This window comes from Plantibacter sp. VKM Ac-2885, from assembly GCF_015351205.1.
GTDB lineage: Bacteria > Actinomycetota > Actinomycetes > Actinomycetales > Microbacteriaceae > Plantibacter > Plantibacter auratus.
The window spans coordinates 667221-689524 of record NZ_JADKSK010000002.1 but is presented as its reverse complement, the minus strand read 5'-3'; the positions used below and the strand labels follow the sequence as shown (position 1 = coordinate 689524).

Annotated in this window: 17 protein-coding genes, 1 tRNA gene and 1 other RNA gene; 10 read left to right on the top strand and 9 right to left on the bottom strand. The window is 70.3% G+C overall.

Annotated elements, in window-relative coordinates; all coding sequences use genetic code 11:
* Positions 1–313 precede the first annotated feature (313 nt).
* The 3 genes from ITJ66_RS15800 to pta all read right to left on the bottom strand — a co-directional run bounded on the left by ITJ66_RS15800 (position 314) and on the right by pta (position 5313).
* The gene (locus ITJ66_RS15800; protein ID WP_194645212.1) at positions 314–1423 is read right to left on the bottom strand and encodes a hypothetical protein; all 1110 of its coding nucleotides are present in this window, start codon (positions 1421–1423) and stop codon (positions 314–316) included.
* Between the two features lie 485 nt (positions 1424–1908).
* Positions 1909–3132, bottom strand: coding sequence for an acetate/propionate family kinase (locus ITJ66_RS15795; RefSeq protein WP_079706815.1), 1224 nt, complete (start codon positions 3130–3132; stop codon positions 1909–1911).
* A gap of 12 nt (positions 3133–3144) precedes the next feature.
* Complete coding sequence (gene pta, locus ITJ66_RS15790) at positions 3145–5313, bottom strand: phosphate acetyltransferase (RefSeq protein WP_064296374.1); 2169 nt, start codon at positions 5311–5313, stop codon at positions 3145–3147.
* Between the two features lie 219 nt (positions 5314–5532).
* On the opposite strand from pta, the gene ITJ66_RS15785 reads away from it, so the two are divergent.
* Entirely contained in the window at positions 5533–6885 is a 1353-nt protein-coding gene (locus ITJ66_RS15785) for an LPXTG cell wall anchor domain-containing protein (RefSeq protein WP_194645211.1), read from the top strand.
* 197 nt (positions 6886–7082) lie between these two features.
* Here ITJ66_RS15785 and ffs read toward each other — a convergent pair.
* An RNA gene (ffs, locus tag ITJ66_RS15780) (signal recognition particle sRNA small type) lies at positions 7083–7179 on the bottom strand.
* 154 nt (positions 7180–7333) lie between these two features.
* Between ffs and ITJ66_RS15775 the strand changes: the two genes are divergently transcribed.
* From ITJ66_RS15775 to ITJ66_RS15740, 8 genes are all read left to right on the top strand, one after another.
* Positions 7334–7984 (top strand): SDR family oxidoreductase, encoded by a 651-nt coding sequence (locus tag ITJ66_RS15775; protein ID WP_191941690.1) that lies wholly within the window; start codon positions 7334–7336, stop codon positions 7982–7984.
* A 626-nt stretch (positions 7985–8610) separates the two neighbouring features.
* The gene (locus tag ITJ66_RS15770) at positions 8611–9240 is read left to right on the top strand and encodes a hypothetical protein (RefSeq protein ID WP_194645210.1); all 630 of its coding nucleotides are present in this window, start codon (positions 8611–8613) and stop codon (positions 9238–9240) included.
* Positions 9237–10280, top strand: a complete 1044-nt coding sequence (locus ITJ66_RS15765; protein WP_086475010.1) for a MoxR family ATPase — start codon at positions 9237–9239, stop codon at positions 10278–10280. The genes ITJ66_RS15770 and ITJ66_RS15765 overlap by 4 nt, the downstream gene beginning before the upstream one ends.
* A gap of 62 nt (positions 10281–10342) precedes the next feature.
* Entirely contained in the window at positions 10343–11737 is a 1395-nt protein-coding gene (locus ITJ66_RS15760; protein WP_194645209.1) for a DUF58 domain-containing protein, read from the top strand.
* Entirely contained in the window at positions 11724–14261 is a 2538-nt protein-coding gene (locus ITJ66_RS15755; protein WP_194645208.1) for a DUF3488 and transglutaminase-like domain-containing protein, read from the top strand. Before ITJ66_RS15760 ends, ITJ66_RS15755 begins: the two co-directional genes overlap by 14 nt.
* Positions 14262–14404: 143 nt before the next feature.
* A tRNA-Ser gene (locus ITJ66_RS15750) sits at positions 14405–14492 on the top strand.
* Positions 14493–14792: 300 nt separating this feature from the next.
* Positions 14793–15236, top strand: coding sequence for a MarR family winged helix-turn-helix transcriptional regulator (locus ITJ66_RS15745; protein WP_138945078.1), 444 nt, complete (start codon positions 14793–14795; stop codon positions 15234–15236).
* Positions 15237–15471: 235 nt separating this feature from the next.
* Positions 15472–16968 carry an MATE family efflux transporter gene (locus ITJ66_RS15740; protein ID WP_194645207.1) on the top strand — a complete coding sequence of 499 codons (1497 nt, stop codon included), beginning with the start codon at positions 15472–15474 and terminating at the stop codon, positions 16966–16968.
* A 209-nt stretch (positions 16969–17177) separates the two neighbouring features.
* Here ITJ66_RS15740 and ITJ66_RS15735 read toward each other — a convergent pair whose 3' ends face one another.
* Positions 17178–17678: a GNAT family N-acetyltransferase gene (locus ITJ66_RS15735; RefSeq protein WP_194645206.1), complete on the bottom strand. Its 501-nt coding sequence runs from the start codon at positions 17676–17678 to the stop codon at positions 17178–17180.
* Positions 17679–17724: 46 nt separating this feature from the next.
* On the bottom strand, positions 17725–18084 hold the full coding sequence (locus ITJ66_RS15730) for a DUF4406 domain-containing protein (protein ID WP_194645205.1): 360 nt from the start codon (positions 18082–18084) through the stop codon (positions 17725–17727).
* Positions 18085–18140: 56 nt separating this feature from the next.
* On the opposite strand from ITJ66_RS15730, the gene ITJ66_RS15725 reads away from it, so the two are divergent.
* Positions 18141–18905: a DeoR/GlpR family DNA-binding transcription regulator gene (locus tag ITJ66_RS15725; RefSeq protein ID WP_194645204.1), complete on the top strand. Its 765-nt coding sequence runs from the start codon at positions 18141–18143 to the stop codon at positions 18903–18905.
* Here ITJ66_RS15725 and ITJ66_RS15720 read toward each other — a convergent pair.
* The 3 genes from ITJ66_RS15720 to ITJ66_RS15710 are packed head-to-tail and all read right to left on the bottom strand — an operon-like array spanning position 18890 to position 22076.
* Positions 18890–19594, bottom strand: coding sequence for a glycosyltransferase family 2 protein (locus ITJ66_RS15720; RefSeq protein ID WP_370582681.1), 705 nt, complete (start codon positions 19592–19594; stop codon positions 18890–18892). The two genes, ITJ66_RS15725 and ITJ66_RS15720, sit on opposite strands and share 16 nt — an antisense overlap.
* Before the next feature lie 23 nt (positions 19595–19617).
* A complete protein-coding gene (locus ITJ66_RS15715; RefSeq protein ID WP_194645202.1) occupies positions 19618–21054 on the bottom strand; it encodes a bifunctional PIG-L family deacetylase/class I SAM-dependent methyltransferase in 1437 nt (478 codons plus the stop codon).
* Positions 21054–22076 carry an acyl-CoA dehydrogenase family protein gene (locus tag ITJ66_RS15710; protein ID WP_194645201.1) on the bottom strand — a complete coding sequence of 341 codons (1023 nt, stop codon included), beginning with the start codon at positions 22074–22076 and terminating at the stop codon, positions 21054–21056. Before ITJ66_RS15710 ends, ITJ66_RS15715 begins: the two co-directional genes overlap by 1 nt.
* Positions 22077–22304: the final 228 nt, after the last annotated feature.

Genomic DNA, 22304 nt, shown 5'->3' with positions numbered 1-22304 from the left:
GAACTCTCCCGTATGCCCTTCGACAAGCTCAGGGACCGGCGGGGCGGTATCGGTCACTGAGCCTGTCGAAGTGCACACGAGAAACCTTGCCCTTCGACAAGCTCAGGGACCGGGGAAGCGCTCAGGGACCGGGGGAAGCGTTCCGGAACGAAGACCGGTCATTGAGTTTGTCGAAATGCACCACGGACGACCTTCCTGATCGGACCAGTCACCCGGAAGACTCTTCGACAAGCTCAGGCGTGTCAGGGCACCCGGCGGCAGCACGAAGCCCCGCCCTCGACCGGAGTCGAGGACGGGGCTTCGCAGGGTGAGACTAGGCCGTGACCTGCGCGCCCTTGCGGCGAGCAGCTGCGAACAGCATGCCGGCAGCACCGAGGAGCAGCAGCGCGGCAGCGCCACCGACGAGGACACCCGAGTCCGAGCCCGTGTCAGCCAGCGTCGGGACCGGAGCGCCAGCGGCGACCGGGTCAGCGATGACGGCGATCGCGTCCTCGGCGAAGACACCCGCGCTGTCAGTTACGCGGAAGGTGTACGTACCGACCTGGATGCCCTCGCCCACGAAGGTGAGGTTCTCAGCGGCAAAGCCACCGTCTGCGTCGGCGATGACCGTGTCGCCACCGTCAGCGGAGCCGAAGACCTCGCCGTTGGGGTCGATGACGGCGATCGTCAGGGTGTCACCCGGGGTGAAGCCCGTGACGGTCACCTTGAAGCCTGCACCACCGGGACGGACGTCGGAGAAGTAGATCGTGTCGGGGTCGACGACCACCAGGGGGTCGAAGACCGGAGCGACGACCGGAGCGGCGAAGTTGTAGTTGTCGCCGTTGAAGGAGATCGTCTGGACGACGTCGTCGCCACCGGCGATGACGAGCACACCGAAGGCGAGCAGGTCGAAGCTGCCGAGCGCCGTGCTCAGGTCAGCGATGGACGTCGGCGTGTTCGCGGCGATCCCCGCAATGTCATCGCTGCTCGCGACCCAGTTGCCGGTGAGACCCGCTGCGCCCGGGTTCTCGGGACGAAGCGTGGTGAAGCTCGTGGTCACACCGGTCTCGGCGTAGACCGGGATCTGGAAGTAGGCCAGGTTGTTCGTCGACACGACTCCAGCCGTCGCCGCGATCGTCGCGAAGGTGGCGGTCGTCCCGTTGACGGCCAGCGGAGCTGCGAGGCCGTTGATGATCTGTGACGGACCGGTCATGTCGAGCCCGGCCTCGGTGACGACTGCGTCAGCGCCGGGCGGGGTGGTCGAGCCGGGAAGGCCGTAGCCTTCGTGCCAGCCGGTGTACACCGTCTCGTTGGCAGCGACCTGGTCATCGGTGACCTGGATCTCAGCTGCGGACGCGGGTCCGGCGAGCAGGAGGGTGGATCCGGCGACAACTGCGAGGCCGGTGGCGAGAGCCGCAGCGCGGCGTGACGTCTTCAAATTCACTGAGGTGAGTACTTTCGTATAGGGGTCCGACAGGCGCGACGTACCTGTTGGTTTTCTGAGACTAAGTGGATTCTCAGGGAAAGTTAATAGGGGGAACCACTCATTCTTCTGTCCTCCGCTCGGGGGACATGAGAGCGAGGGTCGCCCGTGCGCCCTTCGACAAGCTCAGGGACCGGGAGAGGGACTCGCGGAACAGGAGCGGGCGACGAACACCGGTCACTGAGCCTGTCGAAGTGCACACGAGAGACCCTCCCTTCGACAAGCTCAGGGACCGGCGAGGGTGGCTCAGGGACCGGCGGAAGGACCCAGGGAACAGCTTCGGTCACTGAGCCTGTCGAAGTGCGCGCGCGGAAGTCCGCCGATCGAACAGGTCGCCCGTGGGCCCTTCGACAAGCTCAGGGACCAGCGGGGTCGCTCAGGGACCAGCGGGGTCGCTCAGGGACCGGAGGCGGGACTCAGCGACGAGACGAGTCGAAGCGCCGGGACTACGCCAGGGCGGCGACCGTCTGGCGGGCGATCTCGAGTTCCTCGTTCGTGGGGACGACGAGGACGGTCACCGGGGAGTCGTCCGTCGAGATCACCCGGATGCCACGCGCACGCTCAGCGTTGCGGTCCTCGTCGAGGATGATGCCGAGCCCCTCGAGCCCCTGCACCGCACCCGCGCGGATCAACGGTGCGTTCTCACCGACACCGGCAGTGAACACCACCACGTCGAGCCCACCGAGGACCGCGAGGTACGCGCCGAGGTAGTGCCGCAAGCGGTGGACGGTCACGTCGAGCGCGAGCTGCGCCGCTTCGTCGCCCTTCGACGCCGACTCGGTGACGTCGCGCATGTCGCCGGTGCCCGACAGCCCCAGCAGACCACTGCGGCGGTTGAGCAGCGTGTCGAGCTCGTCGAACCCGAGCCCCGCCTTGCGATGCAGGTGGAACAGCACCGCGGGGTCGAGGTCGCCGGAGCGCGTGCCCATGACGAGTCCTTCGAGGGGCGTCATGCCCATCGAGGTGTCGACCGAGCGGCCACCGTCGATCGCGCACGCCGACGCACCGTTGCCGAGGTGGAAGACGATCTGCTTCAGCTCACCGAGCGGACGGTCGAGGAACGCCGCAGCCGCCTCCGACACGAACTTGTGCGACGTGCCATGGAAGCCGTACCGACGCACGCGGTGCTTCGCGGCGAGCTCAGCGTCGATCGCGTACGTGTACGCCGCTGCCGGGATGGTCTGGTGGAACGCCGTGTCGAAGACCGCCACGTGCGGGACGTCGGGGAACGCGACCTGCGCCGCGTTGATGCCCTGCAGGTTCGCCGGGTTGTGCAGCGGCGCCAGCTCGGAGATGTCCTCGATGTTGATCTTCACGAGGTCCGTCACGACCGTCGGCTCGAAGAAGCGTTTCCCACCGTGCACCACCCGGTGGCCGACCGCGATCGGCGCATGCTCGTCGAGTGACGGCCCGTGCTCGGCGAACGCGTCGAGCATGACCCGGAACCCGGCCGTGTGATCGGGGATCTCGCGCTCGATGACCCAACGCTCCTCGATGGGCGGCGTCGTCGCGCCGGCCGCATCCGGGAGGTAGGACCGGTGCTCGGCGGCACCCGTCGCGTCGCCGATGCGTTCGACGAGTCCGCTGGCGAGCGTCCGCTCCGTCTCGACATCGATGAGCTGGTACTTGAACGACGAGGAACCGGAGTTCACCACGAGGACGGTGGGCATGTGTGTCTGGACCTATTCCTGTTCCTGCGCCTGGATGGCGGTGATCGCGACGGTGTTGACGATGTCCTGCACGAGCGCACCGCGCGACAGGTCGTTGATCGGCTTGTTGAGGCCCTGCAGCACCGGACCGATCGCGACGGCGCCAGCGGAACGCTGCACCGCCTTGTACGTGTTGTTGCCGGTGTTGAGGTCGGGGAAGATGAACACCGTCGCGCGGCCGGCGACCTGCGAGTCGGGCATCTTCGTCGCGGCCACCGCGGCATCGGCAGCGGCGTCGTACTGGATCGGGCCCTCGACGAGGAGGTCTGGCCGACGCTCGCGCACCTGCCGGGTCGCTGAGCGGACCTTCTCGACGTCGGCGCCCGCACCGGAGTCACCGGTGGAGTACGACAGCATCGCGATGCGCTGCTCGATCCCGAACTGCTCCGCCGTCTCGGCCGAGGAGATCGCGATGTCGGCGAGCTGGGCGTCGGTCGGGTCGGGGTTCACCGCGCAGTCGCCGTAGACGAGCACGCGGTCGGCGAGCGCCATGAGGAAGACGCTCGACACCACGGAGACGCCGGGCTTCGTCTTGATGATCTCGAACGACGGCCGGATGGTGTGCGCCGTCGTGTGGGCGGCGCCCGAGACCATGCCGTCGGCGAGCCCGAGGTGCACCATCATCGTGCCGAAGTAGGAGACGTCGGTGACGGCGTCGCTCGCCATGTCGATCGTGACGCCCTTGTGGGCCCGCAACCGGGCGTACTCCTCGGCGAACTTGAGGCGCAGGACCGCGTCGAAGGGGCTGACGATGGTCGCCTTGCTGAGGTCGATGCCCAGCTCGATGGCCCGCGACCGCACCTCGATCTCCTCACCGAGGATGGTGAGGTCGGCGACCTCACGGGCGAGCAGGGTGCCGGCCGCGCGGAGGATGCGGTCGTCGTCGCCCTCCGGCAGCACGATGTGCTTGCGGTTCGACCGAGCACGCTCCAGCAGCCCGTATTCGAACATGAGGGGCGTCACGACGTCGGCGCGCGCGACGTTGAGCAGCTCGAGCAGGAGCGGTGCGTCGACGTTCTGCTCGAACAGCGCGAGCGCGGTGTCGTACTTGCGCTGCGAGTCGGCGGCGAGACGGCCACGGGTGTTCATGACGCGGACCGCGGTGTCGTAGGTGCCGAGGTCGGTGCTGACGATCGGCGGGATCTCGCCGAGACCGGAGATGAGTTCCTCCACGACCTCGGGCAACGGGAACCCGCCGTTGAGCACGATGCCCGCGATGGACGGGAACGTGCCGGAGGCGTTGGCCATGAGTGCGGCGAGCAGCACCTCCGTGCGGTCTGCGGGGATCACGATGACGGATCCCTCGGTGATGCGCGGGAGCACGTTCACCATGGACATGCCCGCCACGACGACGCCGAGCGCCTCGCGGGTGAGCAGCTCCTCGCTGCCCTTCACGAGGGTGCCGTCGACGGCTTCGAGGATGCTGTCCATGGTCGGCGCGATGAGGAAGGTGTCTTCGGGGATCGCCCAGACGGGGACCATCGCGGCACCGGCGGCATGACCGGCCGGGGCGACGACGGAACCGTTCGCGGAACCGTTCGGGTGGATGGCGTCGCTGATCGCGGCGGTGATCTCGAGGAGCTTGTCGGGATCGGCGCGGTTCGCGACGACGGCGAGCAACTGGGCGTGCGCGTCGGCGAGCTCGCCCAGGGCGAGTTCGGCGATGTTGCGCATGTCGTCGGGTGTGCGGGCGACGGACTGGCCGAGCTGCTCCCCCGCACCCTGACCGGCGCGACCGCCGAGCACGAGGAGGACGGGCGCACCGAGGTTGGTGGCGATCCGGGCGTTGTAGCCGAGCTCCGTCGGGCTACCGACGTCGGTGTAGTCGGAGCCGAGGATCACGACCGCGTCGCACTGCGCCTCGATGTGCTTGTACCGCTGGACGATGCGCGAGAGCGCCGCCTCGGGATCGGTGTGCACGTCGTCGTAGCTGACGCCGATGCAGTCTTCGTAGGCGAGGTCGACGCCGTCGTGCTCGAGCAGCAGCTGGAGCACGTAGTCGGGTTTCGTGGTGGACCGTGCGATGGGGCGGAACACCCCGATCCGCTCGATCTGATGGCTCAGGGTGTCGAGGACCCCGAGGGCCACCGTCGACTTCCCGGAGTGTCCTTCGGCAGAGATGATGTAAATGCTTCGCGCCACGGTTTCCAGCCTACGGGGGCGGGCTCTGCCGGGGCTGGGTAAGCGCACAATGTCGAGGTCGCAGGGCGATGATCGGTCGACCTGCGCGAAGGTCTCCAGACCATAGGGCAAACCCCAATGCCAGCTCACAGGAAACTGCTAGGTTCAGGAACAACAGCTGTCACATCCGTCCTGCTTCGGCCTCCGTGCCGCGGCAGGACTTTCTCTGGGGGGAACACCTTGCCACGCACCTCGTCCTGGCGGAAAGCGCTTTCGCTGCCCGTCGTCATCTCACTCGCCCTCGGCGGCGCGCTGCTCACCGCCGGGCCCGCGTCCGCTGCGACCGAGCCGGTCCCGTCGGTCTCCGAGACCGCCGCGCCGACCGAATCGCCCGCACCCGCCGAGTCGACCGCGCCGACCGAATCCCCCGCTCCCGAGGAGTCGCCGGCACCCGCGGACGAGGTACCTTCCGAGGACGCGGCCGCCCGCGCGGCAGCTCCAAAATTCGACATGTTGACGCCCACAGCGGGTGAGATCCTGACGAGCCAGACCGTCACGTTCTCTGGCGTGGGAGAGTCCGGCACGGTCGTCGACATCGCCGCAGACCAGGGCGACGGGTTCCTGACGGTGTACGCCGACGACGTCCCGGTCGTCGATGAGGCCTGGACCACGACCATCACGATCCCCATGGTCGATTCCGTCACGATCGTCGCGATGTCCACCCAGCAGGTCGACGGCTCCAACGAGTCGATCGAGCGACAGGTCGTCTTCCCGAGCCAAGCCGAGGTGTGGAACTTCGAGATCCTGTCGCCGACCGCCGGCCAGGTATTCACCGATCGCACCGTCACCTTCTCGGGAACCGGGCGGGACGGGCTGAACGTCTACCTCAACATCTCCGAGGGCGGACGACTCGAGACGACCGTGGTCGACGGGACCTGGAGCATCACCGCGACCTACGGCACTGGGACGCGCGCTCTCGTGAGCCAGCCCATCGTCGCGACGGATGGTCGTCGGGTCGCTTTCGACAGCGTCCCCTTCACCCTTCCGGCGCCCCCGCTGCTGCCGTCACCGGTGATCGAGACGCCGACGCAGGGCCAGGCCCTCACGGGTGATGTCGTGACATTCTCGGGAACCGCGACACCGGGTACCTACCTCGGTATCGCCCTCCTGCCGACCGCGTTCTACAACGCGCTCAAGGAGGAACTCGAAGACGTGGCGAACGGTGCCGACGCGAACGCCCGTGTGGCCCTGCCCGAGGGCCAGGACGCCGCTCCGGCCGACCCACGCGCCCCGATCCTCGTCGACGACAACGGCCACTGGTCGGTCACGGTGGCCGTGGCACCCGGTGACTACACCGCTGTCGCGACGCTGATCGCCGACCCGAGCGAAGCCGTCCCGGTGCCCACCTCGGCACCGTCGGCTCCGGTGCAGTTCACGCTCGCCGCCGCAGCGGCACCCGCAGCGTCCGGTCACGGCCCGACCCTCGCGGTGACCGGTGCCGACACCGCGGCGCCGCTCGGACTCGCTGCGATGCTGCTCCTCGGCGGCCTCGCGCTGGTCGCCGTCCGGAAGCGTCGCGCCCAGCTCAGCTGACCTGACGTGCTCGCAAGCCCCGGAGTCCTGCCACCGCAGGACTTCGGGGCTTCGTCGTCGGCGGGCGACGGGAGAACGGCGCTGGAGCAGGAGATCGGCGCGGGAGCAGGAGAAAGCAGCGCCGGATGTCCTGGTGCCGGGCGGATGTCCTGCTGCGGCGCCAGCGGCCAGGGTGCGGGAGCAGGGCACCGCGGGCACGAAAAGACTCCCCGCGCACCCGCCAGAGCCCGGTTACCCTTGCTGCGTTTCCGCCCTGGGGGAGTTGGCCTGGATGGCGCCACGCGGGGAGCCGTCACCTAGTGTACCCGAGCCGCGACCGGGTTGCGTACGCCCCGGTTGAGGCGTTGACTGGCGGATCTGGGACCACTGGCCCCAGACCACCGATCGACCGCCGTCCCCACGAACGGGCGGCGCACCGACCGGGACCGCATCGAACGAGAGGACTCACATGACCGACGTCGTCATCGCCGGAGGACACGGACAGATCGCCCTGCACCTGCAGCGACTGCTCGCCGAAGCAGGACACTCCCCCGCCGGCATCATCCGCAACCCCGAGCAGGTGGGCGAACTCCAGGGCATCGGCTCCCGCGCCATCGTCCTCGACCTCGAGCACTCCTCGGCAGCCGAACTCGCCGACGAACTCGCCGGAGCCGACGTCGTCGTGTTCGCGGCGGGAGCCGGCCCGAACAGCGGCGCCGACCGCAAGCTCACCCTCGACCGCGACGGCGCCATCCTCCTCGCCGAGGCCGCCGAGCTCGCCAAGGTCCCGCGCTACATCATGGTGTCCGCGATGAGCACCGACGACTTCGACCCGGAGTCGGACGACGTGTTCCAGGTCTACCTGCGGGCGAAGTCCGAGGCCGACGCCGACCTCCGCGGGCGCGACCTCGACTGGACGATCGTCCGTCCGGGCGGTCTGACCGACGACGCCCCGACCGGCACGATCACCGCCGCGACGACCACCGACCGCGGCTCGATCCCGCGCGCCGACGTCGCCGCCGTGCTGTTCGCGCTCATCGAGTCGGGCTCGGCGTCCCGCACGCAGTTCGAGGTCATCGGCGGCGAGACCCCGATCCGCGAGGCGCTCGCGTCGCTGTAGGTCCCTGCACCTCGACAGGCTCGGTGAACGGATCCCCGTTCCCGGGCCTGTCGTCGTCTCCGTCAGACCCGATCCCTGAGCCTGTCGAAGTGCACACGGGACACCCCGCCCTTCGACAAGCTCAGGGACCGGAAAGGGTTTCAGGGACCGGAACGGAGCCGGGCAACGAACACCGGTCACTGAGCCAGTCGAAGTGCACACGCCACACCCCGCCCTTCGACGAGCTCAGGGACCGTGGAGGGCCTCAGGGACCGGAACGGGGACGGGCAACGGACACCGGTCACTGAGCCTGTCGAAGTGCACACGGGACGCCCTGCCCTTCGACAAGCTCAGGGACCGGAGAGGGTTTCAGGGACCGGACAGGGTTTCAGGGACCGGAAAGGGTTTCCGGGACCGGAAGACGTCTCACCGACCGGGTACGTGCTCAGTGCTCGGGCCCACACAACCGATGCGGGTGCGGGCTCCGAAGAGTTCCCTGACCCGCACCGGCACCGTGTGCGCGCAACCTGGGGCACATATGGAGTTCCTGTGGGCGACACGTCCAGGGGTGTTACCTGTTCGTTATCAGTCCTAGGATCGGGCAACGGGTTCCGGCCCGGACGATGTACGCAGCGCGACGGAGGCCGATGATGGACCAACGCTACGACCCCGCGTTCCAACGCGGACACACCGACGAGCGCACGCGCCCGAACGTCGGTGACAGCGGCCGCCGCAGCCACCTCGCCTCGCTCGAGGAGATCGCCCCGCAGCTCATCCAGCCGCCCACCGACGGTCGCCCCGTCCGCCCGCCGACCGACGACCGGTTCGACGACGGCCCGCGCGCCCAGCCGTCCCGCGGCATGCCCTCACAGACCGACCGTCGCGCCCACCCGTTCGAAGCCCGGACCGGCTACACCGCCGTGGTCGCGGATCAGCCTGCGGCGGCAGGTCCCGCCGCGCAGCAGACCCAGCTCGACCAGCAGCGGTACGAGGAGTACCTCGACGCCGTCGACGCCCATCGCGTCCGCGCCGTCGTCTGGGAACGGGTCCTCTGGATCGTCGGTGTCGTCTTCACGCTCGGCGGCGGCGTGGGGCTGTGGCAGTCGTTCACCCTGCTCTACCGCGGGTTCGTCGGCGACAGCGGCCCGACCGACAACTACCTCTGGATGCAGTTCCTCGGAGCACTCGCCCCGACCCTCATCACGATCGGCCTCGCCACCATCGTCGCGCTGTTGTTCAAGCGCATGCTCGACCACGACCGCAGGAGCCGACCATGACCGAGCAGAGCAACACCAGCCGCGCCCCGCGGGACACCGTCGCCGAACTGAAGCCGGCACTGAACGCCGAGGAGTTCCAGGTGCTGGCCGAACGCATCCTCGACAACGTCGAGCGCGTCCTCGACGGCAAGCCGTTCGCCGCGCGGATGGCGCTCATCGTGATGCTCGCCGAGGGTCACCTGCTCATCGAGGACGTCCCCGGCGTCGGCAAGACCGTCCTTGCGAAGGCCCTCGCCGCGTCCGTCGGCAGCACCGTCCGCCGCATCCAGTTCACGCCCGACCTGCTCCCGTCCGACGTCACCGGCGTCTCGATCTTCAACCAGGTCGACCGCGAGTTCGAGTTCAAGCCCGGAGCGGTGTTCGCGAACATCGTCATCGCCGACGAGATCAACCGCTCCTCGCCGAAGACCCAGTCGGCGTTGCTCGAGTCGATGGAGGAGCGGCAGGTCACGGTCGACGGTGAGACGCACGCCCTGCCGTCGCCGTTCACGGTCGTCGCCACGCAGAACCCGCTCGAGATGGAGGGCACCTACGCTCTGCCGGAGGCCCAGCGCGACCGCTTCATGGCGCGTATCTCGATGGGATACCCCGACGCTTCCGCGGAGCTCGCGATGCTCCGCCAGCGTGACACGGTCAACCCGCTCGACACCATCGGACCGGTCGCCTCACGCGGCGACGTCGAGCGCCTCATCGCCTGGGCCCGCGGTGTCTTCGTGTCGCCGATCGTCGAGCAGTACTGCGTCTCGCTCGTGCAGGCGACCCGCGTGCACCCCGAACTCCGGCTCGGCGCGAGCCCGCGCGCCACCCTGCAGCTCGTCCGCGCGGCCAAGGTGCTCGCGGCGCTCGACGGTCGCGAGTTCGTCCTGCCCGACGACATCGATCAGCTGCTGGCACCGGTCCTCGCCCACCGGCTCATCCCCACCCGCCGAGCGGTGAGCGCCCACGACCGCTCGGGCGTCCAGGCGGTCTCCGAAGTGCTCGTCGAGTTGTTGGAGCGGACGCCCGTGCCGCACTCCGGGCGTACCGAGCTGAGGTCCTGATCCGATGGCCCCGCACCGCGACCGCCGGATCGCCGTGATCCGGCACCGGAGGTCCTGAGCCCATGAAGCGTCGCGTGCCGTTGACGAGACGCGCGGTCGGCGTGCTCATCGCGGCCGGCGTGTGCCTGATCTTCGCGCGCGGGATCGGCTCGCCGGAGTTGCTCGCAGCGGCCGGCCTGCTCGTCGCGCTCGTCGCCGCCAGCTTCGGCGCGGTCTACCTCGAGCGGCCGTCGCTCCGGGTCGACCGCACCACCCGGCCAGACCTCGTCGCGGTCGGCGGTCGGATCTCCGTCGAGGTCACGATCGCCGAGACGAGCGCACTCCCCCACGTCCACACGGAGTGGAAGGACCGCGTGCCGGCCGGACTCACCGGCAGCGCCGAGGGGACCCTTCCGAGTACCGGCGTCGCCGGAATCGGTTCGCGCCGTCGGACCGCTGAGTACACCGTGACGGCGCTGCGTCGCGGGGAACACGACCTCGGCCCGCTCGGGCTGACCGTGAGCGACCCGTTCGGACTCGTCGTCCGTCGTCGTGACGTCGGAGGGACGCATGCGGTCGTCGTCCTGCCGGAAGTCGTCGTCCTGCCGGAGATCCCCGCACTCACCGCCAGCCGCGACGGTTCCACGCGCCCGTCATCGCTGCACGTCGGTGCGGGCGAGGACGACATCATCGCCCGCCCCTACCTGCCGGGTGACGCGATCCGCCGACTGCACTGGCGGGCGAGCGCGCACCACGGTGAGCTGATGGTGCGGCAGGAGGAGCAGCGCAACGACCCCGAGGCGACCGTCCTCCTCGACACCGCCGCAGCCCACTGGGCCTGGCCCGACGACGATCCGTCGTACCTGCCGGCGTTCGAGCAGGCCGTGTCGCTCGCTGCCTCGATCACCGCCCACCTCGTCGACGCCGACTACCGCGTCAACCTCGTCGGTGCCGGCACCGAGGAGCTCTCCCGCGAGATCAGTGCGAGATCCGCGTCCGGTGGACTGCGTTCCAGTCCGGTGGGCGACATGGGCGACGCGCTCGCCCGCGGCGGGCAGCATCTCGAGGAGGACGACCTCGACGCCGCCTTGCTCGACCTGGCCCTCCTGCGACCATCGGTGCAGCCCAATCGGTTCCTCGACCTCTCACCCGTCATCGCCGCGCGCCGGTCGCAACCGGTCATCGCGATCCTCGGCGACGTCGAGGAGGGCGATCTCGGTGAACTGACCGCGGTCGCGCATCTCTCGCCGCTCCCCGTCGCACTCCTCCCGGCCGGCGCTCGGCGTCGGAGCATCGAGCTCCTGGAGTCCGCGGGGTGGCGCTGCCACGTCGGCGAGCGCGGCGCATCGTTCCAGGCGCTGTGGTCCGGCACGAGCGGTCCGGCGACCACCACGCTGGCTCCGCAGTCGGCCGGCCGTGGTGGTCGGGGCGGCCAGGGCGGCCGCCGGGGTGCCGGAGGTGCGTATGTCCGTCGCTGAGGAACGCCGTGCGGCGGCGGCCGCCCGTGGCCGAGTGTCGTCTCGCGGAGGCGCGCCATCGGGTGTCCGTCCTGGTGCCGGCTCGCCGAACCCTCGACACCCGTCCCGTGGCGGAACCAGTGGCGGGTCATGGTCGGGAAGCGCCGGCGGACGCCGGGACGACCCACGCGACACCGCGAACGTCGGCGACCTGCGTCTCGGCCTCGCCGCCTTCCTGCTCCTCGCGACGGGTGGCCTCGGGTTCGGACGGGTGCTCGACGCGCTCGACTGGTGGTTCGTCACGAACCTCGTCATCGCGATCGTCCTCGCCACGGCGATCCTCCTCCGGCGCACGAGACTGCCGGCGGTGTTCGTGTGGCTGGGCGCCGGCGTCGCATGGCTGCTGACGATCACGCTGTTCTTCGCCAGTGAGACGGCGATCATCGGCATCGTCCCGACCCCGACGACGCTCGGTGCCTTCGAACGGTTGCGTGACGCCGGGTTCCAGACCTTCCACGACGGCTCGGCCCCACTCGACACCGACGCCGGCGTGGTCTTCGTCATGGCCGCGGGCGGCGGCATCGTCGCGCTGGCGGTCGCCTGGCTCGTGCTCGGCCGGCACGCGCCGGTGCTCGCGGCCGTCCTCGTCTTCGCCGTCTACGCCGGGCCGACCGTCGCCGTGTCGTTCCCCCTCGATCCGTGGGTGTTCGCGTTCGTCGCCCTCTCCTTCCTCTGGCTGCTCCGCGAGGACGTCCGACGCCGCGAGTTACTGCGAGCGCTCGCCTCGGCCCGGGCTGCCGGCGATGGACGCGGCGCCGGACCGTCGGCGATGACCGGTGTCGGCCGCTTCGGAGGTCTCGGTCCGGCCGTCCTCGTCAGTGCCGTCGCGGTGGTGGTCGCCCTCCTCACGCCGGCGGTGCTGCCCGACCTCGCCGTCCGGGACGTGACCGCCGGCGCCCGTGGCAGCGGTCCGTTCGTGAACGGCATCAACCCGCTCATCTCGCTCGGCCAGAGTCTGCGGCGCCCCGCGAACACGACCGCGCTCGAGTACACGACCACCGCCGACGACGCCCCCTACCTCAAGGTCACCGACCTCAGCGACTTCACGGGTACGGTCTGGGGACCGGACAATTCGGGCTACAACGACGGCAACACGCTCGACGCCTTCCCCGCGCCGGCCGGGCTCAGCGAGGCGATCCCGGTGGAGGCCTTCGAGACGACGGTCACGGTGGACTCGCTGTCGAGCCCATGGCTGCCGTTGCCGTATCCGACGCAGAAGGTCGACGGGCTCCGCGGTGACTGGCGGTTCGAGGCCGCCGGGCTGACGGCGATGGCGGAGCGTGGATCCACCCGCGGGCAGACGTACACGGCGACGAGCACGGCGATCCTGCCGACCGCACAGCAGATGCGCGATGTCCCGCCGGTCGCCGACCCGGCGTCAGCCGCCCCGTATCTCGAGCTGCCCGACGACCTGCCGCAGATCATCCGTGACACCGCTGCGGACGTCACGGCGACCGCCTCCACCGACTACGACCGCGCGATCGCCCTGCAGCGCTACTTCCGCAGCACCTTCGAGTACTCGGAGTCGGCGCCGGTCGAGGAGGGCTTCGATGGCAGCGGGGCTGAGGTCATCGCGACGTTCCTGGAGCGCAAGGCCGGCTACTGCATCCACTTCTCGTCCGCGATGGCCGTGATGTCACGCGTCCTCGGCATCCCCGCGCGCATCGCCATCGGGTACCTGCCGGGCACGACGATCGACAACACCCCGGCGAACCGCGACACCTACATCGTCACCTCGGACCAATTGCACGCCTGGCCGGAGCTGTACTTCGAGGGTGTGGGCTGGGTGCCGTTCGAGCCGACGGCCAGCCGTGGGGTCGTGACGCAGTTCAGCGACGCGAGCACGGCGACGCCCGGCAGTGGATCGGTGAGTCCCGACAGCCGTCCGACTCCGACCGCGGCGTCGACGCCCACCCCCACCGCGGACGCGCTCGGCGGACCGACCTCGACCCAGTCCGGCGGGGCGTTCACCGCCGCCCTCGTCCCGCTCGCGATCCTGCTCGGCGTGCTCGTGCTGCTCGCCACCCCGTCGATCGCCCGGGGTCTCCGGCGAGCGGCCGGGCGTCGGCGTGCGCTGACCGAGGGGACCTCGGCGGGCTGGGCTTGGGCGGAGTTCCTCGACACCGCCCGCGACCTCGGCTTCCCCGTGACGTCGGCGGAGTCACCACGCGGGTTCGCGTCGAGGCTGCGCGGGCAGTTCCGGATCGAGTCACCGGCCGTCGACCGGCTCGTGTCGGCGGTCGAGCGGGAGAGCTATGCGCCGAGCGCTGTGGAGCGACGCGACATCGGGGGCGATCCCCGGAGCCGTTCCTCGGCTGGTGGTACGGCGAGCGCCGGTTCGGTCGACGCGGTGTTGGCTGAGGCGAAGGCGGCCCTGCGGTCGGCGAGTCAGCCGCTCGAACGCGTGCTCGCGGCCGTCCTCCCCCGGTCGCTCGTGCTGCGGCGCGACCAACGGGTGGATTGGCGACCGCCTGCTGCGAGCTGACGCGAGTGGCGCTCCGTGCCGGTGTCTCCGACTCCGGGCCTTCCTGCTCGGCCGGCCTCGGAGCGCGGCGGCGGGGCCGGGTGGCGCGCGGCGGTCCGGGAACCAGGTATGCTGCTATCTGGCCGTTTTTCACAAACAGCCATGGAGAATTCGCCTAGTGGCCTATGGCGCACGCTTGGAAAGCGTGTTGGGTTAACGCCCTCGGGGGTTCGAATCCCCCATTCTCCGCCAGCTTGACAGAACGCCCTTCGCCCACCGCGAGGGGCGTTCTGCGTTTCCGGAGCACCCCGGCGGCGGTGCTCTCGGGTTGCCAGCGCGGTGCGCTGACGTGAGCGCGGGTCACACGCGTGAGCGCGGGTCTCCGGAGGGGCGCGCTCAGGGCTACGACCCGCGCCCACGCCGAACTCGTCGGTTTCGTGCCAGCGCACCGCGCTGGCACCGAGTCCGCACATCTCACGTCAGCGCACCGCGCTGAGCGAATCGATCATTCGAGGGTTGACAGTTAGAACTCTAAGCGTTAGCGTTCTAACCATGGACGACGAGACACCCACCCTCAGCAGCACACTCGAACTGGTCCGCTGGATCGGGTGGGCACAGCGCAAAGCCGGCGAGGACTGGATCCGAGCCCGCGAGCTCAGCCACGAACAGGCCTTCGTCCTCGGCCACCTCGTCCGGCATCCAGGATCGAGCCAACGCGACATCGCCGAGGTGAGCCGGACGAGCGCCGCCAGCGTCTCGAGCCTCCTGCAGGGACTCGAACGTCGGGACCTCGTCGAACGCCGCACGGAAGACGGAAACGCACGCACCAAGCGCGTCTACGCCACCCCGCTCGGCACCGACCTCATCGCCGGGTTCGAGACCGCGATGGCCGAGGCCGACGACATCATCCTGACCCCGTTGGACCAGAGCGAACGCGACACCCTGCACGCTCTGCTCACGAAGCTCACGGCGCACCTGCCGCAGCCGACCCGCTGATCACCGCTCGGGGAACCCGAGCACCCTGACCACGCGACGAGACCACTCGCCGCGTCCTCCACCGACCGCCGCACACGATGGCGACCGCGAACGCCACGACGGCGCTGTCCGTCGCGCCCGGACGCGCGCTGAGCCCGTCCGCCCAGCGCGCGCCGGACGACCACCCCCATCACCGAACCCTCGCCGCGCCGGCGCTCATCGTCGCGCCCGGAACCTGCCCGAAACGGAGCCTGCCATGCACCCCGAACACCACACCGATCCCACCGCCGGAACACCCGTCCCCAGCAGCACCGCACCGTCGACGGCCACCGCGCCCTCGACCGCAGCCGACACGGTCGGGAGCAACCGCTGGTACCTGTCGACCGCCCCGATCATCCGGGCGCTGATCCATCTGTGCGTCCCGATGGCGGCGGCGCTGGTCGTCAGCGCCGTCTACAACCTCATCAACGCGGGCGTCGTCGGCTCACTGCACGACACCACCCTGCTCGCCGCGATCACGCTCGGAGCCCCGATCCTCGGACTGATCATGGCCATCGGCGACCTGTTCGGCGTCGGCGGCGGCGCGCTCATCTCCAGGCTCTTGGGCGCCTCCGAACACGACCCGGCACAGGCCGGGGACATCAAACGGGCCGCCTCCTTCTCGGTCTGGGGCGCGTTCCTGACGGGCGCCGTCCTGGGCGGGATCGGCCTCGTGTTCCTCGGTCCACTCGTGTCGCTGCTCGGGGCGGACGCGGTCACCGCCCCGGCGACTTCGGCGTTCATCGGCGTCATGCTCGCGTTCGTCCCCGTCATGGCGACCGCGTTCTGTCTGGAACAGCTCGTGCGGGCCGAGGGTGCCGCCCGTCAGGTGATGATCGCCCTCATCGCGTCGGCGGTGGCGAACCTCGTCCTCGATCTCGTCTTCATCCTCGGGTTCGGCTGGGGCGTCGCCGGTGCAGCGCTCGCGATGGGCCTGGCGAACCTCGGTGTCCTCGTCTACTTCGTGGCGTGGTTGCAGCGCAACAGCGAGCACGTCAGTCTGGCTCCGCGTTGGTTCACGCTGTCGCCGACGATCCTCAAGCCGGTCCTCGGTGTCGGCGTGAGCACGCTCCTGCAGTCGGGGTTCCTCATCGTCACCGCACTCGTGTTGAACACGCTGGCCGCAGCATACGGAGACGCCCCGCTCGCCGCCATGGGCGTCGCGGTCCGGATCGCCCAAGTGCCCGAGTTCCTGGTCATGGGCGTCACCTTCGGCGTGCTCCCCCTCCTCGCATACGCGTTCGGCAAGGGCGACGGCGCGCGACTCCGGTCGGCTCTCCGTGCCTCGGCACTCACGGTCGGTGGGATCTCGGTCCTCTTCGCCGGCGTCGTCTTCGTCCTGCGTGAGCCGATCGTCTCCGCGTTCATCGCCGATCCCGCCGTCCTCGGTCTCGGCGTCACGATCCTCGTCGCCCAGCTCACCGCGATGATCGCCAACGGGTTCACCGGGCTCATCACCTCGCTCTTCCAAGCGACCGGGCGAGCACTCGCCGCAGCGGTCATGGCCGTCACCCAGGGCGTGCTGTTCGTCCCGATCGTCCTCCTCGGCAACCTGTGGTTCGGACTCGGTGGCATCGTCTGGTCGCTCACCGTGACGGAGGTCATCGTCTTCCTCGTCGGTGTCCTGCTCTGGCTCGGCTCGCGACGTGCCATCAGCCGTGGGCTCGCAGCCGGTTCCCCGGAGCGTGCCGACGCTCAACTCGCCGACGCCTGACGGACTGCCAGCGCGGTGCGCTGGCGTGAGCGCGGGTCACACGCGTGGGCGCGGGTCTCCAGAGGGCCGCGCCCACCGCCACGACCCGCGCTCACGCCGATTGCAGCGATCTCACGTCGACGCACCGCGCCGGCACCCACACCACCGCGCTCGGGTCAGCGCACCGCGCTGGCGACACCCCGCCGGGCGCGCGGGACATCCCGGGAGCATCACCCCGCAGGGGCGTCCAGGGGCATCCGCATCACCGCGTTCTCGATGAGCACCCCGCGACGCTCGACCCGCTGCTCGCGGACCACGACGAAGCCGTGACGCTCGAACACCGGCTGCGCCGTCCGACTCGCCTGCACGGTCACCTCCCGGAGCCCCACCGCCCGAGCTTCGTCGAGCACGTGACGGATGAGCGCGGACCCGACGCCGCGTCGTCCCGCGTCCGGATCGACGAACAGCATGTCGAGGTAGCCGATCTTGACGTCCAGGTCGGTGAATCCGACCACCGAGTCGTCGAGCTCGGCCACCCACGTCGTCACCGCGGCACGTCGGTCGGCCCAGTCGTCCAACACGGCGCCTGCCGGTTCGTCCGGCACCCATGCGGCGAGCTGCTCGGCCGTGTAGTGGGCGGCAGCGGTCACCCGCACCGCGCGTTCGAAGATCGACCTGGTCGCCCGCGCATCGGTGTCGCGGTAGCGGCGGATCCTGAGGTCGTCGAGCATGCGCGTCAGCCTAGCCGGAGTGCCGGGACGCCGCGGGCAAGCGACCTCAGCGCTCGAGGGCCGGGATCTCCGAGAGGTCGGTGTACACGGGGATCCCGCGCTCACGAGCGATGGCGACGTCGGTGTCGGCGCCGGACGACTCCCCCGGCAGCCGGAGCACGGCGTCGCAGTGCTGGAGCAGCCGCCTCGCCGTCTCGTACATCACGTCGCCGTCGCCGGACGCGGCGTCGATCCCACGCAGGATCGGCAGCGCGACCCACTCCCCGATCATCGGGACGTGACCGAGCGCGTAGATGGGCGCTGCAGCGGCTTCGAGTCGTTCCAGGTTGCGGGCGATGGCGTCCGGGTCACCGCCGGTCCCGGAGCGGTAGGGGCCGGCGATGAGGATGAGGAGTGGCGTTGTCATGTCCAGCACTGTAGCGTTAACCGTGCACGATCGTGCAACACCATGAAGGAGCACGCATGTTGAGCGCCCAACGCCGATCGCACCTGCTCGATCTCCTCGAACGCGACGGGCGGATCGTCGCGAAGGACGCCGCCGCTGCGCTCGGGCTCTCGGAGGACTCGATCCGACGAGACCTCCGCGAGCTGGCCGATGCCGGTCTCTGCGTCCGCGTCTACGGCGGCGCACTCCCGGTCGCCGCGGCCGATCGCCCGTTCCGGGATCGACTGTCCCTCGGGGCGGAGAGCAAAGAGCGCGTCGCCCGCATCGCCGCCGAGCGGATCCAACCAGGCAGCACCATCATCATCGACGCCGGCACCACCGCGCTCGCGCTCGCGCGACTCCTCCCGGACGACCCGACCCTCACCGTCATCACCCCGAGCCCGGCGGTCGCACTCGCCGTGGCGGAGCACTCGCCGGCACGCGTCATCATGATCGGCGGCGAACTCGGACGTCACTCCATGGTCGCGGGCGGCGCCCTCGCCGCGGAAGCCATCCGTCACCTGAGTGCCGACGCCTGCTTCCTCGGCGTCACAGGTTTCCATCCCGAACACGGCCTCACCACCGGCGACCTCGACGATGCCGCGACGAAGCGCGCCCTCGCCGAGCGCAGCACCGACGTCTACATCCTGGCGAGCGAGGAGAAGGTCGGAGCCGTCTCCCGGTACCCGGTGCTCGACCTCGGCGAGGTCACCGAGGTCATCGTCGACCCGCAGTCGGACGGACCTGATCCGGCGACGCGGGCCGGGGGTTCAGACGCGCGGGATCGTCAGGATCGCGGGTAGGTCTCGGCGAGGAACGCGGCGTAGCCACCCGGGGTCCGACCACGTCGCCGACCCGAGGTCTCGACGGGCGCATCCAGCGTCGGCACGACCCGGAGACCCGCCGCCCGGGCGCGCTCGACGAGATCGACGTCCTCATGCTCGGCCAGCTCACGGAAGCCGCCGAGGTCGTCGAGCCGATCGGCCCGGACACCCAGATTGGCCCCGTGCACGTTACCCGGCAGATGTCCGGGCGGATGGGTCTCCATCCAGCGCTCGATATCGTCCTCGGAGAAGTCCGTGAAGTCGGGACGGACGGTCCCCAGGAGGACGTCGACACCGTCGTCGAAGGCATCGGCATGCACGGAGAACCAGTCCTCCGGAACGCGCGAGTCGGCGTCGGTGTTGGCGATCCACCGCTCGGAGACGTCGGCAGCGCCTGATCCCGCAGCACCCGATCCCACAGCGGCCGCGCCACCGGCCCGACGGGCCGCTCCGACGCTGCGCTCGTCGATGACGACGGTGACCGCCTCCTCAGGACCGAATCCCGCCAACCGCTCACGGACGATTCGCGCCGTGTCATCGCGACAGTCGTCGAGCACCACGACGATCCCCACCTGCAGCTCGGGACGACGACGCAGCGCGGCGGCACGCGCGACGAGCAGCGCGTCGAGGCATGGCCCGATCAGCTCCTCCTCGTCGTGCGCGGGCACGACGGCATCGATCCGTCGCAGCATCAGCCCGTCAGACCGTCCACCGCGGCGATGCTCGCCTCATCGGCAGGCACGAGGACGTCGAGCAGGAAATCGTCCTCGACGTGCTGGATCGACCGACGGCCGGGCCAGCGTTCGAGCAACCGGCGATGGACGAACTCGGCCGAGGTCGTGGCGTGGTCGTCCGGGTGCCGCCAGTGACATGCGACGATGCTCCCGCCGGGCGTGAGTGAGCCGAGGAGGTGGTCGATCACCCGGTCGAGGTCGGTCGCCGACAGGTAGTAGCCGACCTCCGACATCACCACGAGGTCGAAGGCACCACTCGGCCAGTCGTGAGGGAGCGTGCCGCGTTCGAACCGGGCGGCGGGCACCCGTCGACGGGCGATCTCGAGGGGTGCTTCGGCGATGTCGACACCGAGCACGTCGTCGCTGCGGTCCGCGAGCCGCTCCGTCAGGACACCCGTCGCGCAACCGAGTTCGAGTACCGAGCCGTAGCGCTGGCGCGGCAGGGCGGCGAGGAGGACCCGGCGCTTGCGCTCCTCGTACCAGGAACCGAAGTCCCAGCCCCCGGGGTGGTCGCGATAGTGGTCCTCGAAGGACTCCTTCGACCGTGACGCAGCGTCGGCCGTCGCGGTGTCGTTGGCGGTGTCGGTGTCCGCCGCACGAGCATCCGCGTCGGTACCCGGCGCGAGGTCCAGCGCACGTCCGTTCGGGAACAGGACCTCGAACCGCCGCGCATAGTGCTGCAGGTGGTGGTGGTCGACGATCGCCTCGTCGCCCGGTGCGTCCGAGAGCGGCTCCGTCTGCGAGGGGTAGGCGTCCATCGCGGCGATCTTCGCCCCGTGCGCCGCCGCGTCGAGCGGGACGATCCGCGCCTCGGCCCACGGCAGGGTCGCGTCGTCGGTGTCGGCCCAGTGCCAGAGCCAGATGGGGAATTCCACGAGCGCGAGGTCGAGCTCGGTCGCGAGGGCCGTGGCGAGTTCGGCCGCGATCCGGTGGTCACGGTGTCCGTCGCCGCGCCAGGGGGCGACGATGAGCGGTCGCGATCCGGCGGTGGCGACGGCTGCTCGCAGTCGCTCCGCGATGCCCGCGCGTTCGGCATCGAGACCGCCGTCCGGGATGTGCAGGACGTCGTACCCGACCGTCGGGTGGAGACGACCGACAGCATCGATGAATTCGGCCTCCCGGCGCGGGGCGAGTTCCTCGGGCGTGGTGGTCGGTGAGTCGGGGTGCGATCCCTCGCCGAGGGTCACGAGGAGGACCTCGACCGGGATCCCAGCGGCTGCAGCTGCCGCGATCAGCCCGCCGGCTCCGAGCGACTCGTCGTCGGGGTGCGGTGACAGGACGACGACGCCCGTGGCGTGCCTCCAGCCGTCCCAGACGGGCAGGTCGAGCTCATGCAAGCGGGTCGCCCAGGCGGCTGCCGACGTGCCGGGGTCGCGGTGGTCGAAGGCGGGCATCAGTCGGCCTCCACCAGCATGCGGCCGTAGCGCGCGAGGTCGCGGTCGCCGTGGTCCTGCTGGATGTAGAGCTCGAGGTCGGACATCCGCGCGAGGTAGGCGGGCTCGGAAGTGAGCGGGCCGGGGCCGAGTGCTCCGAGCACCCCGGCGCGGATGGCGTCGACCCGACCGCGGACCGTCGACCGCACTCGCTGGGCGAGGCGCGGACCGGCCGTGTCGTCGGCGTGGCCGTGCTCGATGGCCTGGGCTGCGTCGGCGATCGACTGCTCGGCGATCGAGAGGTCGATGGCCGCGGCACCGAGCGTGCGGAGGAGCAGGTCGGCGTCGGGTCGCGTGCGCGCGGCGGCGAGCAGACGGTCGACGAGCGTGACCGCGCCGCCCCACCAGCAGGCGGCGACGCCGATCCCGCCCCAGGAGAAGCCGGGGCGTCGCAGGTACCACCCGTCGTCGCCGACCGGGGAGGCGGGGACCCCGTCGAAGCCGACCGGGCCACTCGGGACGAGCGGCAGTCCTCGAGCGAGCCACGCGCTGTCGTCGGTCGTGACCCCTGGGTCGGTGAGCGCGACGGCGAACAGCCGCCGCTCCCCGGGCGCGGTGTGGGCGGTGACGAGGGCGTCGCTCAGGCGGGAGGCGAGGGAGCACCACGGCTTGGTGCCGGTCAGCTGCCAGGCGTCGTCGACCAGGGTCGCGTCGAGACACAGCCCGGGTGCCTCGGCCGCGAACACCCCCCAGGTGGAGACGGCCGGCGGTTCGAGGTCGGCCTGATGCAGGATGGCGAGCGCGTCGAGGTGCGGTTCGACGACCCGAGCGAGTGTGACGTCGACCGCGGCGATCGCGCCGAGTCCCGCGAAGACCCGCCCGGCGGTGTGCTGCTCGAGCGGACCGACGAGTCGCACGGCTGTGGAGGTGAACGCCAGATGCGACTCGATACTCGCCAACGCACCTGACGCCGCGTCGTGCAGGGCACCGAGGTCGAGGGAGGTGCCGCTGTTGGGCCAGGCGGTGGACTGCAGACGGATCATGCGATCCGCGTCTGGTGTCGGGGTTCCATCGGTGCGCGCATGCGACCTCCTCGCGTCGTGGAGGTCCAAGTCTCGCACCGCCACGCGCCGCCGCCCGCCCCTGGACCGCGACCATCGACCCTGGTAGTGCGTCAGCGCGGTGCGCTGACGCGAGCGCGGGTCATGGACGTGGGCGCGGGTCTTCAGAGGGGCGCGCTCGGTCGCCTGACCCGCGCTCACGCCGGTTCC

Coding starts and splice junctions, on each gene's coding strand:
- ITJ66_RS15795 (WP_079706815.1), bottom strand. CDS start 3,132: ATGCCCACCGTCCTCGTGGTGAACTCCGGTTCCTCGTCGTTCAAGTAC.
- ITJ66_RS15775 (WP_191941690.1), top strand. CDS start 7,334: ATGACCGACGTCGTCATCGCCGGAGGACACGGACAGATCGCCCTGCAC.
- ITJ66_RS15770 (WP_194645210.1), top strand. CDS start 8,611: ATGATGGACCAACGCTACGACCCCGCGTTCCAACGCGGACACACCGAC.
- ITJ66_RS15765 (WP_086475010.1), top strand. CDS start 9,237: ATGACCGAGCAGAGCAACACCAGCCGCGCCCCGCGGGACACCGTCGCC.
- ITJ66_RS15760 (WP_194645209.1), top strand. CDS start 10,343: ATGAAGCGTCGCGTGCCGTTGACGAGACGCGCGGTCGGCGTGCTCATC.
- ITJ66_RS15755 (WP_194645208.1), top strand. CDS start 11,724: ATGTCCGTCGCTGAGGAACGCCGTGCGGCGGCGGCCGCCCGTGGCCGA.
- ITJ66_RS15745 (WP_138945078.1), top strand. CDS start 14,793: ATGGACGACGAGACACCCACCCTCAGCAGCACACTCGAACTGGTCCGC.
- ITJ66_RS15740 (WP_194645207.1), top strand. CDS start 15,472: ATGCACCCCGAACACCACACCGATCCCACCGCCGGAACACCCGTCCCC.
- ITJ66_RS15735 (WP_194645206.1), bottom strand. CDS start 17,678: ATGCTCGACGACCTCAGGATCCGCCGCTACCGCGACACCGATGCGCGG.
- ITJ66_RS15730 (WP_194645205.1), bottom strand. CDS start 18,084: ATGACAACGCCACTCCTCATCCTCATCGCCGGCCCCTACCGCTCCGGG.
- ITJ66_RS15725 (WP_194645204.1), top strand. CDS start 18,141: ATGTTGAGCGCCCAACGCCGATCGCACCTGCTCGATCTCCTCGAACGC.
- ITJ66_RS15715 (WP_194645202.1), bottom strand. CDS start 21,054: ATGCCCGCCTTCGACCACCGCGACCCCGGCACGTCGGCAGCCGCCTGG.
- ITJ66_RS15710 (WP_194645201.1), bottom strand. CDS start 22,076: ATGATCCGTCTGCAGTCCACCGCCTGGCCCAACAGCGGCACCTCCCTC.